Annotated in this window: 14 protein-coding genes; 9 read left to right on the top strand and 5 right to left on the bottom strand. The window is 53.8% G+C overall.

Annotation, left to right across the window (positions count from 1 at the left end; all coding sequences use genetic code 11):
* Positions 1-14 precede the first annotated feature (14 nt).
* The 4 genes from AC3RCL_RS04000 to AC3RCL_RS04015 all read left to right on the top strand — a co-directional run bounded on the left by AC3RCL_RS04000 (position 15) and on the right by AC3RCL_RS04015 (position 3,857).
* The gene (locus tag AC3RCL_RS04000; RefSeq protein WP_492534609.1) at positions 15-1,634 is read left to right on the top strand and encodes an FAD-dependent oxidoreductase; all 1,620 of its coding nucleotides are present in this window, start codon (positions 15-17) and stop codon (positions 1,632-1,634) included.
* The gene (locus AC3RCL_RS04005; RefSeq protein WP_009594932.1) at positions 1,631-1,963 is read left to right on the top strand and encodes a 4Fe-4S binding protein; all 333 of its coding nucleotides are present in this window, start codon (positions 1,631-1,633) and stop codon (positions 1,961-1,963) included. Before AC3RCL_RS04000 ends, AC3RCL_RS04005 begins: the two co-directional genes overlap by 4 nt.
* 187 nt (positions 1,964-2,150) lie before the next feature.
* Positions 2,151-3,164, top strand: a complete 1,014-nt coding sequence (locus tag AC3RCL_RS04010; RefSeq protein ID WP_492534610.1) for an ABC transporter substrate-binding protein — start codon at positions 2,151-2,153, stop codon at positions 3,162-3,164.
* A gap of 60 nt (positions 3,165-3,224) precedes the next feature.
* Positions 3,225-3,857 (top strand): nitroreductase family protein, encoded by a 633-nt coding sequence (locus AC3RCL_RS04015; protein WP_213580191.1) that lies wholly within the window; start codon positions 3,225-3,227, stop codon positions 3,855-3,857.
* On the opposite strand, the gene AC3RCL_RS04020 is transcribed toward AC3RCL_RS04015, so the two are convergent.
* Together AC3RCL_RS04020 and AC3RCL_RS04025 are read right to left on the bottom strand one after the other, a co-directional pair.
* Entirely contained in the window at positions 3,847-5,340 is a 1,494-nt protein-coding gene (locus AC3RCL_RS04020) for a sensor histidine kinase (RefSeq protein ID WP_492534611.1), read from the bottom strand. The genes AC3RCL_RS04015 and AC3RCL_RS04020 overlap by 11 nt on opposite strands.
* Positions 5,337-6,023 (bottom strand): response regulator transcription factor, encoded by a 687-nt coding sequence (locus tag AC3RCL_RS04025; RefSeq protein ID WP_036664469.1) that lies wholly within the window; start codon positions 6,021-6,023, stop codon positions 5,337-5,339. Before AC3RCL_RS04025 ends, AC3RCL_RS04020 begins: the two co-directional genes overlap by 4 nt.
* Positions 6,024-6,262: 239 nt before the next feature.
* On the opposite strand from AC3RCL_RS04025, the gene AC3RCL_RS04030 reads away from it, so the two are divergent.
* The 4 genes from AC3RCL_RS04030 (at position 6,263) to AC3RCL_RS04045 (ending at position 9,410) form a co-directional block, all read left to right on the top strand.
* Positions 6,263-7,027: a pirin family protein gene (locus AC3RCL_RS04030; protein WP_096777035.1), complete on the top strand. Its 765-nt coding sequence runs from the start codon at positions 6,263-6,265 to the stop codon at positions 7,025-7,027.
* Between the two features lie 417 nt (positions 7,028-7,444).
* The gene (locus AC3RCL_RS04035) at positions 7,445-8,251 is read left to right on the top strand and encodes a C40 family peptidase (protein ID WP_012818990.1); all 807 of its coding nucleotides are present in this window, start codon (positions 7,445-7,447) and stop codon (positions 8,249-8,251) included.
* Positions 8,252-8,441: 190 nt separating this feature from the next.
* Positions 8,442-8,639 (top strand): YwbE family protein, encoded by a 198-nt coding sequence (locus AC3RCL_RS04040; RefSeq protein ID WP_096777034.1) that lies wholly within the window; start codon positions 8,442-8,444, stop codon positions 8,637-8,639.
* Positions 8,640-8,837: 198 nt separating this feature from the next.
* Positions 8,838-9,410 carry a hypothetical protein gene (locus tag AC3RCL_RS04045; protein ID WP_249732845.1) on the top strand — a complete coding sequence of 191 codons (573 nt, stop codon included), beginning with the start codon at positions 8,838-8,840 and terminating at the stop codon, positions 9,408-9,410.
* 60 nt (positions 9,411-9,470) lie between these two features.
* On the opposite strand, the gene AC3RCL_RS04050 is transcribed toward AC3RCL_RS04045, so the two are convergent.
* Both AC3RCL_RS04050 and AC3RCL_RS04055 read right to left on the bottom strand, forming a co-directional pair.
* Positions 9,471-9,833, bottom strand: coding sequence for a hypothetical protein (locus AC3RCL_RS04050; protein ID WP_012818992.1), 363 nt, complete (start codon positions 9,831-9,833; stop codon positions 9,471-9,473).
* 76 nt (positions 9,834-9,909) lie between these two features.
* Complete coding sequence (locus AC3RCL_RS04055) at positions 9,910-10,395, bottom strand: GAF domain-containing protein (RefSeq protein ID WP_009594877.1); 486 nt, start codon at positions 10,393-10,395, stop codon at positions 9,910-9,912.
* Between the two features lie 186 nt (positions 10,396-10,581).
* Between AC3RCL_RS04055 and AC3RCL_RS04060 the strand changes: the two genes are divergently transcribed.
* Entirely contained in the window at positions 10,582-10,887 is a 306-nt protein-coding gene (locus AC3RCL_RS04060; RefSeq protein ID WP_009594879.1) for a hypothetical protein, read from the top strand.
* Between the two features lie 84 nt (positions 10,888-10,971).
* On the opposite strand, the gene AC3RCL_RS04065 is transcribed toward AC3RCL_RS04060, so the two are convergent.
* Positions 10,972-12,042 (bottom strand): alpha/beta hydrolase, encoded by a 1,071-nt coding sequence (locus AC3RCL_RS04065; protein ID WP_492534612.1) that lies wholly within the window; start codon positions 12,040-12,042, stop codon positions 10,972-10,974.
* Positions 12,043-12,072 lie beyond the last annotated feature (30 nt).

The raw sequence follows: 12,072 nt of genomic DNA on the forward strand, positions 1-12,072 counted from the left end.
GGAGGGGAACATGCATGAGTTCACGTATTCAAGGCAGCACGCTTCAGTTGGAAACGGATGTGCTGGTCATTGGCGGTGGCCCGGCCGGAGCCTGGGCGGCTTTAACGGCCGCGGCGAAAGGCAGCAATGTCGTGCTGGCGGATAAGGGCTTCTGTGGATCAAGCGGGGCAACGGCGCCGTCGGGCACGGGCGTATGGTACGTGGAGCCTGAAGGGCGGCAGCGCCAGGAAGCGAAGATGAGCCGGTATTTTATGGGCGGACGCTTAGCCGAGAATGATTGGATGGATCGGGTCCTGGATCAAACCTACGAGAATATGAACCGCCTTGGCGGCTGGGGGTATTCGTTCCCGGTCGATCCGGATGGCGGCATATTCCGGCGCGGCTTGCAGGGACCGGAGTATATGCGTCTCATGCGCAAGCTGGTGAAAAGAGCCGGCGTCAAAATACTCGACCACAGCCCTGCGCTGGAACTTCTGGCGGATGAACACGGAGTGGGGGGCGCCGCTGGCGTAAGCACGCAGGGCGGCGATCCCTGGAGAGTCACGGCGGGTGCCGTAGTCATCGCAACCGGCGGCTGCGCCTTTCTGAGCAAAGCGCTGGGATGCAACGTGTTGACCGGTGACGGCTATCTGATGGCGGCCGAGGCCGGGGCCGAAATGTCGGGCATGGAGTTCTCCAACGCCTACGCCATATCGCCAACGTTCTCCTCGGTGACCAAAACGGCGTATTACCGTTATGCAAGCTTTTACTACGAGGACGGCACGGTGGTAGAGGGAGCGGGCTCGACCAAAGGACGTTCCGTCATTGCCAAAAAACTGCTGGAGAACCGACAGGTATATGCCCGATTGGATCAGGCGCCCGCCGATCTGCAGCCGCTGCTCCGGGTGGGGCAGACGAATTTTTTCCTGCCGTTTGACCGCATGGGCATCGACCCGTTCAAGGATATGTTCCCGGTAACGCTTCGGCTCGAAGGGACGGTGCGCGGGACCGGTGGCATTCATATCGTGGACGAAACGTGCGCCACGAAGGTCCCCGGCTTGTATGCCGCCGGAGACGCCGCAACGCGGGAGCTGATCTGCGGCGGATTCACCGGAGGCGGCAGCCACAATGCCGCCTGGGCGATGTCTTCCGGCAGCTTTGCGGGCGAAGGCGCGGCGGACTATGCCAAATCGCTGGGACGGCATGCCGCTAGACGCGAGGTGCACGGATTGTCTTCGGCTCCGCTCGTGTCATCCGGTACCTACGGATCGCTGCAGGAAAAGCCGCCGATTGCCGCGGAGGAATACATTCGGGCGGTGCAGGAAGAGGTCATGCCTTATGACCGGAACTTGTTCCGTACGGATGAGGGACTTCGGGATTCGTTGCAACGGCTCGACGGCGTATGGAAATCGATCCGGCAGGAACCCATCCATCTTGATTATCAGGCGGTGAAGAAACGCGAGGCAGCGGCCATGGCTGCAACGGCCCGCTGGATGTACCGCTCGGCGCAGGCCAGGACGGAAACGCGGGGAATGCATAAACGGGTTGATTATCCGGAGCTGGACGAGACGCAGCATTACCGCCTGATTACATCCGGGTTGGATGAAATCAGCGTCCGGGCGCAGCGCGTGAGCGAGGAGGCGGTTTCCCTTTGATTGAGCTGATCAGCGATGCCAGATGCGTGCAGTGCAATCTGTGCGTCTCCGTATGTCCGACCAACGTATTTGATAAAGTCGATAACGATGTGCCTGTCATTGCGCGCCAGAACGATTGCCAAACCTGTTTTATGTGCGAGCTCTATTGTCCGGCGGACGCGATGTACGTCGCGCCTCATCCGGACCGGCTCAGCGGGCTAAGCGAGGCGGAGCTGGAGCAGGCCGAGCTGTTGGGGGGCTACCGCGAGAAGGTGGGATGGGGACCCGGCCGAACGTCCATATCCAGCCATGCGTTTCTGGCTCAGCTCGCGAAGCGTTCTGTTCCTTGATCGTCAGTCTCCCCCCTTTTTCAGGCAGCTCCACTCTTCCCGTCTGCATGGGAAGCACGATCTGCGGGCTCATTGATGCCAGGGTTTGCCGGGGATTCCATGAAGCCCCGTAAGAAGCAAGAGGCGTAAGAAGCGAAAGCGAGGCAATGTCATATCGAGATGGGATCTGTGAGGGGAGAGAAATCGAATGGAAAATCGAAACGTTAAAAAACACAAGCGAAAGCGATACGCGATTTTATTGACGCTGGTGGCGGCGGCGCTTGCTTTTTCACAGGGCTGCGGGACCAAAGATCAAATAACGGAGGCATCAAGCTCCGGCGTGCCGAAGACGCTCAATTACGGATATATAGGAACCAATGCCCTGAATGTGCCTGGAGGCGCCGAGGGCTGGGGGTTCCATAAGGGCATTATTCAGGAAGAGCTCAAGAAGCACGGGATTGAAACGGTAAACCTGACCGCCTTTCCGAACGGTCCGGATTTGAGCGAATCGCTGATCAGCGGTCGCCTGGACTTTGGCAGTTTGGGCGATACGCCGGCCATCCTGTCACGCTCAACGGGAGCGAAGACCAAGGTGATTACCCAAGGCTCGACCGACAGCATCGGGTACCTCGTGGCGAAGAAGGGTGGCCCGGCTTCCCTGGAAGAGTTAAAGGGAAGAACGGTAGCCACTCAAAAAGGTTCCTTCCACCACCGATACTTGGCCGGTCTTTTGAAGAAAGAGGGGCTGGCTGAGGATGTGAAGGTCATCCACCTGCTTCGCGTGGATGCGGAGGCTGCCCTGGCCCGCGGGGAAATCGACGCGATGACCAATACCGGCGTCTATACGCTCAAACAAATCGATGAAGGCTATACGCTGCTGGACGATGCCACCAAGCATCCCGAGCTGTATGGAACCAGCGTAACCGTAGTGTCGGAGGATTATCTGGCGAAATATCCGGATTTCGCCAAGGCGTGGAATGAAGCCCGTTCCAAGGCGCTAGAGGATTTAAAGCAGCATGAGGAAGAGTACTATGCGTTTCTGGCCGAATTGCAGAGCACGAAGGTGGAGTACGTGAAGAAGGTTAGCCCGATCGAGCTGATCAAAGAGGTTCCTTTTACCGAACAAGGGCTGCAGCTGCTGGAAGGAACGAAGGCCTTTCTGATCGAAGAGAAGCTGGCGGAAACCGATTTTGCATTGGACGATTGGCTGATCAAGCCTTAAACCAAGCCTTAGACCAAGCCGTATTACAATAACCCGCAAAGGGTAAGGAGAGATGATCGTATGACCAGACCTGATCCAACCGTAATCGTATCAGCCCTGTCGAAGAAGACGGTGGCGGAACAAACGCGCCGTCCCGAATATCCGGTGCATGCCCACTTTGTGAATCGATGGTCTTCGAGGGCCTTTGACTCCCGTCCGGTCGAAGAGGATGTGCTGTATACCGTCTTGGAGGCGGCCCGGTGGGCACCCTCCTCGGGCAACGGGCAGCCGTGGCGGTTTATCGTTGCCCGAACAGAGGAGGAGCGGGAGCGATTCCGGTCTTTTATCCGTCCCGGAAACCGCGTGTGGAGCGATCGCGCGCCGGCGCTTGTCCTCCTCGTTTCCTACACGCTGAATGCCAATGGGGAACCGAGCGGCAGCCACGCGTTTGATGCGGGGGCTGCTTGGGGAACAATCGCTTCGCAGGCTGCTTTGCTTGGGCTGAATACCCGCGCGATTGGCGGCTTCGACCATGAGCTTGCCCGCGAAGCCCTGCATATTCCGGAAGAATATGATCTGCATGCGGTCATAACGCTTGGATACCACGGGGATAAATCGGCGCTGCCGGAGACGCTGCAGGAACGGGAGGTCCCTACGGACCGACGATCCTTGAATGAACTGGTGCATGAAGGAGTATTTCAGGCTAAGGAATGATGCCCGGCCACTCCGCACGAAAAACTGTTCCTTGGTTAACCGTGCTGTCCACGCTCATTTGGCCGCCATGCGCGTTCATGATGGACTGGGTGATGGACAGTCCAAGACCTGCACCGCCGTGCTGCCGGGTCCGGGATTCATCGATGCGGTAGAACCGCTCGAACAGATGGGGCAGATGCTCCTTCGAAATCCCGGCTCCATTGTCGCTGACCAGCAGTACGGCATGGTCCTTGGTTTTATCCACCGCAACGGTAATCCGCCCTGTGTCGGAATCGGTATGCTGTACCGCATTATGAAACAGGTTGTAGATGACCTGCTTGATCTTGTCGGAGTCACACCGGCACAGCACGGCTGCCGCTTGAATCGTTACGTTTCTGCCTTGAGCGAGCATCCTGAGATGAGGCTCCATCTCAAGCAGCAGCCGATCCAGCCGGGTATCCTGCAGATGAAGCTCCGGCTTACGGTCAAGTTTGGCCAACAGAAGCAAATCCTCGACCAATTTCTTCATGCGCTTCGATTCGCCGTGCATGCTGGACAGTGCTGCATGGAGCTGCTCCTTGTTGTCGGCGGCGCCGCGGCCAAGCACCTCCAGAAAGCCGTGAATCGAAGTAAGCGGCGTGCGCAGCTCATGGGAAGCATCGGCAATAAACCTCCGCATCTGCTCTTTCGCCTCGCGTTCCGCTTCAAACGCTCCCTCAAGCCTTTTCAGCATGCCGTTAAACGATTGGGCCAAACGGTCAATCTCCTGCTGACCCTGCATGGCCGGAAATCGCTCCGCCAAGTTTCCGGCATCCGTTCGTTCCACTGTTTCGACCATTCGGCTCAGCGGGTTAAGCGTCCTGCGCAGCAATGGCAGGTACAATGCGATCCCGCCAGCCATGGCAAGCAAAGCCAGCACGGCAAATATCAGCAGCTGCCGCAGCAGAACGGCATGGAGCGGCTGCGTATCCATTCCAAGCTGCAGTATACCGGAAGGGCTGTTAGGGCTGCCGTAAGGGCGAAAGACAACGATCTGCTCGGTGCCTTGGGCATCGTCAGTCACTTCGTACGGAACGGGCCGACGCTCTTTGAATTGCTCCAGAATCGAGGTATAAGCCTCTGCTGCCAGCTGCGGAGCGGACAGACCGTTGTCACTGGCCAGGTCGGTGTAGCTTCCGTTCGTTGCGATCTTGGCAAGCGACATATTCGGCAGAAAGAGCAAAGGTCTATTCTCCTGGCGGGGCGTGCCCGCATGGGCGTCGTTATTCGGAACAGAAGGCCGGTTATGTTGCACGCGATCAGGCTCCCACATCTCCACGGGGATAGAACGGACCTGAAGCGAAAGCGCCTCGGCCTGATTGCGGAACAGGGCGTTTTTCATCAGTACATATTGCAGCGCCCCGATCAGCACGAGCAGAAGCGCCAAGACGAGAAGGGAACGCGACAGGAGCTGCGTGCGCAGAGACGTTGGCCGAGATGCGCGTATGCGGTTTCGGAAACTCATGGCAAATCCACCCGGTAGCCGGCTCCGCGAAGCGTGCGGATGACCCGATGCTCCTTGTCTCCGAGCTTCTCTCGCAGGGATCGGATATAGACCTCCACGATGTTATCCTCTCCCCCAAAATCATAATCCCACACAATATTCAATATGTTCGATTTGCTCAGAACGCTGCCGTGTTTGGTCACAAGCAGTTTGAGCAATTTATATTCCGTAGGGGAAAGCTCCAAGGCTTCCCCCAGGTATGAAATTTCTTTCTTGCGGTCATCGATGGTGAATGGCCCAAGCCGGATTTCGCCCAGCAGGCTCGGGAACTGATTGCGGAGCCGAGCTTGGATGCGGGCCAGCAGCTCTTCGAAACTGAAGGGTTTGGCCATGTAGTCGTCCGCTCCGGTCATAAGGCCCGTTACACGGTCATCGATCTCATCCTTCGCGGTAAGCATAATGACCGCAACATCCCTGCCTTCCTCCTTCAAGCGTCTGCACACCGCAAGACCGTCCATTCCCGGCATCATCACATCCAGAACGATGACATGCGGCTCGAAGCTGGCTGCTTCCCTTAACGCACATTCCCCATCGGAGGCCGTGCGCACCTCAAACCCTTCATTTTGGAGACCAAGCTCCAGAAATTGCAGTATGTGCGGCTCGTCATCCACAAGCAAAACGCGAATACGATGCATGGATCCCATGACACAAAACTCCTCTTCTTTCATTCCTTCAACTTTATCATACGTGCCGTAGCTGAATGAAATCTGAACGCGAACTGAAAATAAACTGAAAAATGATTCGCAAATATGCATTCTCAAATCAAGGAATTTAAGGATGTTGATATCTGTTCGGTTATCGTTGATACTATCTTAAAGCCAAGATAATCAATGCAGCACCTGTTCAAGATCCATCATGGATGGGTGAAAGGAGGAGACTGGACATGATAGGAAATGTATATCCACCCGAGAATCAGGGCAAGGGCTCACTCGATGGAGGAAGGATAACGGAGTTGAAGCCGATCGGTTTCTCCGGAGAAGGGTCAGCCGTGACCCGGGTAGGGCCGCTTTTCTATTGGTCCTGGTTTCGTTCGCCCGTCGAAGGCTATATCGCGCCTCATCCCCATCAGGGTTTTGAAATCGTGACTTATATGATTCAGGGAAAGTGCGACCATGAGGATTCGCATGGTACGCACAGCATAATAGGGCCAGGAGGCCTGCAATTGATGAGGGCCGGTTCCGGACTTACGCATGAGGAACTTCTGACCGGGCCGGATGCAGAAGGATTCCAAATTTGGTTTGAGCCGTATCTTCGCGATTCATTGAAGCAAAACCCTGCCTGTCGTCAGTATCGTCCGGACTCCTATCCGGTAACCCGTATCCAGGGGGGATTGGTCAAAACGATGATCGGCGGTTCCGCGCCAACCGATCTGTCCGTGGACGTGAGGATGCTGGATATTCAAATTCTGGCCGGGCACGAAGCACGATATGAACTGAAAACCGGCAGGCGTGCGGCTGCGCTTGCCGTAAGGGGAGCCGGCAGCTTTAGCACGGAAGAGGATAGCCTCCTGTTTCAACATCGGGACTTTATGGTAATCGATACGGTGCTCGGTGAGACGATAAGCCTTAAGGCGCAAGAGAATGTCAGGGTCATCCTGATTGACGTACCGGAAAACCCTGGATATCCGCTCTATTCCAAGCGGCCATAGGGTCAAAAGTTTACAATATTGTAGTGGAATGAAATTTAGAAGGTACGATAAACTAGAGTCTGTCAGATGGGGTATCCGTCTGTACAGGCTTTTTTTAAAAAGCGTGGCAGGGAACCAAAGGTCATCTTTCATGCAGCAATTGCAAGGAAAAACACATATATATGGTAAGCAGAAAGACCCAACAAAGAAATCCGGACTTCTTTAGGCCGGACCGGTTGGGTTATTTTGGCATGTTTTTTTGCTATAATAATCTATTTATACTAAATTCAAGTATAATAAGAGACTAAAGTCCTCCTCTTTACCAATAGTTGGCATGTGTTTTTGTGAGGATGGTAGCATGCGTCCCGAGACACAGCCTGTCTATAATGATTGCGGGATCACGAAAATGACATTTTCGTCATTCCACAATCAAACGAGATGGGGGAGATCGTTATTTTCTCGAAAAAAAGATTTAAACAATTGATGGCCGGAGCGCTGTTATCAGCAGCGGTTCTTGGTTCTTACGGATATGGGTCTGTGAATGAAGTGTCTGCTGCCAGCGTGCAGTCTGTAACCAAAGGTGTAGCAAGCTCGAATGTGTACATGCGCAATAAGCCTTCGACTTCGGGTAAAGTCGTTGACCGCGTGCATAAGGGTGAGCGCGTTCAAATTCTGGGCAAGAGCTCAAGCTGGTATAAGATCAAAACTTCGGACGGCAAGCAAGGATATGCTTCGTCTAAATATATTAACCAAAGCAGCGGATCTTCTAACACTTCCGGCAATTCGGGAAGCACGGCGCCTTCTGCGAGCGCAAGCGTTGAAAAAGTAATCAGTGCTGGCATGAAGTATCTGGGCACGCCGTACGAATTCGGTTCTAACCGCAATTCAACGAGCACCTTTGACTGCTCGGCATTTGTCCGCCGCGCATTCATGGACGGTGCTAACATTACGCTGCCAAGCGATTCCCGGAAGCAAGGGCAGTACGTCAAAGATAAAGGAACGGCTGTATACAACGTCAATCAATTAAAGCGCGGGGATCTGGTATTCTTCATGAGTTACCGAGGTTCATCGGCATCCGCTTATGCCGGATTGGACAAGTCCAAACAGCGGATTACGCACGTAGCGATCTATCTGGGAGACAACAAGCTGCTGCATACGTACTCGAAACAATCGGGCGGCGTCCTCGTAGGTAACTTCGGCGATTCTTGGAAACACCGCTTCATGCACGGCGGAAGCGTACTATAAAACATCGTTCCATGGATAAGATTCATCCATGGTTAGAATAAAAACAGAAGGACTGTCCGGTTGGGAGATCTGAACGATCTTTGACGGGCAGTCCTTTGTGTTATGCGATTTGCATTTCGCTCTCGATTTCAGTAAGGTGGACAGTAGGAACGGGACAACAGCATGAAGACAGGAAACAGGAGGGACGATGATGAACGGTGGGCAGCGTTCCAATATCAGACCGGGGCTAGAGGTTGATATCGTACTGAAGCAGGACCAGAGAACGGGCAAATTAACCCGCGGCGTGGTCAAAGATATTTTGACCAATTCGCCCAACCATCCGCACGGCATTAAAGTACGTCTTCAGGACGGCCAAGTGGGACGGGTAAAGAACATTTACGAGACATAACATTCGATGCAGTCCGAGACTGCGGCCATAGGCTGCGGGATATAGCAAACCAAAAGCCGCATCCAAAACTTCGCAAATCTGAGGAGTTTTGGATGCGGCTTTTTTGCATTTCTATGCAACATTGCTCCCAATCCATCCGTCTGGAGGTTGAGGTGAACAAAAAAGATGAGAAGATACCTTTATATGGGGTTTATCTTGATGTTGATGTTAACGGGCTGCGCGAAGCAGGAGATGCAGGGGGCAGATCCGACTGGACCTTCATTGAATAAAGCTGCCAGGGGAAATCAGGCGGAAATTACCGACGGGGACTTCGTGTATCGACTCGTTAGCGAGAAAGAAGAGTATGAACAGGGAGATCAAGTTCAAGTATACGGGGAGCTGGAGTATATCGGCGAAGAGGATGAGATTACGATCGGCCATGCGGCCTCCGCTTTTTATTTCCCGATGAAAGAGCTCACAAGAGACTACAACATCAGTTATGCCATGAACGAGCCCTATATTACAACCAAGCTGAAAAAGGGCGAGCCGCTGCGCGAATATTACAAAATCGGCGGTGGATACGACAGCAGGGACGACAAGACATTCAAAGATTTCATCCGTTCGCTGAAGGATGGTTTTCCGGGCGGGCGCTACGTCGTCTACGGATCCGCGGATTTCGTGATTGATTCCATGTCGCAGGGCGCGAGTCAGAGCGGTTCGAACGGGGAAGAGCCAAAGCGCTATAAGATACAAGCCGAGATCGAATTCAGCGTAAACGAAGAGAAGGAATAAAGCAATAGAGGGGGTAACCCGCAGATTCTAGGAACCTGCGGGTTACCCCTTTTAGCATGCTTATTGGAAGCCTTGGCCCTGATGTGTGTTAGGAAAACCTTGTTGGCCGTATGAAGGCTGAATATGCTGTGTTTGGTTGTGGGCTTGTACGGAATACTCCACTTGTTTAACGATCTGGGAGATTTGCTGATACTGCTGCATCGCCTGTTGATGGCCTTGAAGGGCCGTTTGGATCATCTGCGCCGCTTGACGCTCACGCTGAGCGAGTTCCTCGAGTCGGGCCGCATTTTGCTGCTCTTGCTGCATCAGCTGCTGGTACATAGCGGAGCCCTGCTGCGTTTGCTGGGTCAGCTGCTGAAGAATTTGCTCGCACTGACGAATTTGCTGCGAAATTTGCGAGTTGTTGTTATTCATTGGATACATGGTTGTGTATTCCTCCTAAGAATTGTGGTTTCAATCCTTGGTTAGTGTACGGAGAAATACGTCAAATCATCCTGAATTATAATGTCAGTTGGCCTTCCAATATATGGACGAATTCCTCCAAAAAGGCTTGATCCTCTTGGTCGAAACGGTTCTTTAGCGGACTGTCGATATCCAGAACGCCATATAATGCGCCATCCACCATCATGGGCACCACAATCTCGCTGTTCGAAGCCGCATCGCAGGCAATGTGCCCCGGGAACTCATGGACGTCGGCTACAAGCAGTGTCTGCTGTTTAGCCGCAGCGGTTCCGCAAACTCCGCGATTCATCGGAATCCGGATGCAAGCGGGCAGTCCTTGGAATGGCCCGAGCACCAGCTCTTTGCCATCATAAAGATAGAAGCCGACCCAATTCGTATCGGACAGGAACTGCTTGAGCAGCGCAGATGCATTGGACAAGTTGGCAATGGCATTCGGCTCGTCGTGGATAAGTGCTTTCAACTGATTCAGGACCTGGGCGTATTGCTCGCTCCTAGTGCCTTCATAGGGTGTGTTTTGAAACATCGGATATCCGCCCTTCCTTCATTTTTCGTTGATTCATTCACCTTAGTATAAGTATATGATATTCGTCAAGGGACAAGCCATGGGAAGAAGGGCTTCGGCGAATCCGGCTGATTCCTGACCATGTCGCAGGGGTAATGTATGACATGACAGGTATCAATTCAATCAGGTGGAGGGAGAGAAGATCGAATGCGCGCAGACGTTCAGAATTTGTTTATCGGTATTCATATGCTCTATCACGCCCATGAGCGGGACCTTACGATCAGCGAGATGCAGCCCGAGCTGGAGCGTCATGGATATAAGGTCGGCGACCGGGAGGTTAAGCATGAACTCGAACGCTTGACCGAGGAGAACTTCCTGACGGCGCACGGTGAGGGGTACAGCCTCACGGGAGCCGGGATCGAGGAGTTCAAGGAAATCCAGATCAGGCTTAAGGAGCTTTGCGATGAAGTGCTTAAACCGGTGAACCCGAAAAAGGCCGATTCCATGGCGTAGGGCAGATAACAGCATAACAATTGAAAAAAGCCCCCGACTCACGCAGATCCAGCGTGCAGTGCGGGGGCTTTTTGAGCCGCCGTCCTATACTGTCTCAAGGGATCCGTCCAGCTCCAGTTGGAAGGTGCTTTGGGCTGGCGCTGCTTCCGGCTGCGCTGCACGGGCAGCTTCCGGCAGCGGTGCCTGGACGGGTTGATCTATATGTTCACGAAGGAAAGAGTGCACGCCTTCCCGATATTGCTCGGGATCCACATGATAAGCGTTCGCATGGATAGCGCCTTCGATAAGAAGAAGTTTTTTCGGGTCCGGTTTGGCTTCGTACATCTCGATGCTCATTCGGGTAGGCACGTAATTATCCTTGGTGCCATGGATGAACATAACCGGAAGCGTGCTGTTCCGAACAGCACGGATCGGGCTGACCTGATCGAGGCTGAACCCGGCTTTACGCCGAATTCTGGCGTTCACCCAGGACAGGAACGGCACGGAGGGGATTTTGTTGATGCGCGTGAGCTGATGCCGCATTAAATCCGTCAAATCGGAATACGGGCAATCCGCGATGACAAGCTTGACCTGCGGATCAGCGATGGATAAATACTCCAGCACGGTTCCGCCTCCCAGCGATTGTCCATGAAGCCCGATCGCCACATCCTCGCCGTATTTGCAGGTAATCCAGCGCACCCATGCCTGCACGTCGTGTTTCTCATAATAACCGTAGGTGGTATAGCGTCCTTCGCTTCGTCCATGCCGGCGCTGATCGATCAGGAGCACGTTGTACCCCTCTTCCGTAAACAAATCAATGAATTGGGTGGATACGGCTCGCGAACCGGTATAGCCGTGGGCAAGAAGCATCCAGTGCTTGGAGCCGGGATTGTTTAGAATGGCTGCGCCGCACAGCTTCAACCCGTCAAAGCTCTTGATCGCCACTTCGTTCTTTTGAAGCGATTCATATTTCTCTCTGCTGTACAGTCCGGCTTTTTCCAGCACCGTGAACAGCTTGAGGTCATTCTTTACGCGCATCCGCGTAATCTGCAGATATCCGATTTGCGTAATGGCAGCGGCAATGACAACGACGGTGAACAGCAAGACAATCGCGATATACATACTCAGATGACTTCCTCCTTCTTCCGCACTGTACAAGGGAGCCGTGACAAGCATATTGACGGAAGCCTCCCGAATCCATCAATA

It is taken from the genome of Paenibacillus sp. MT86, assembly GCF_058792535.1.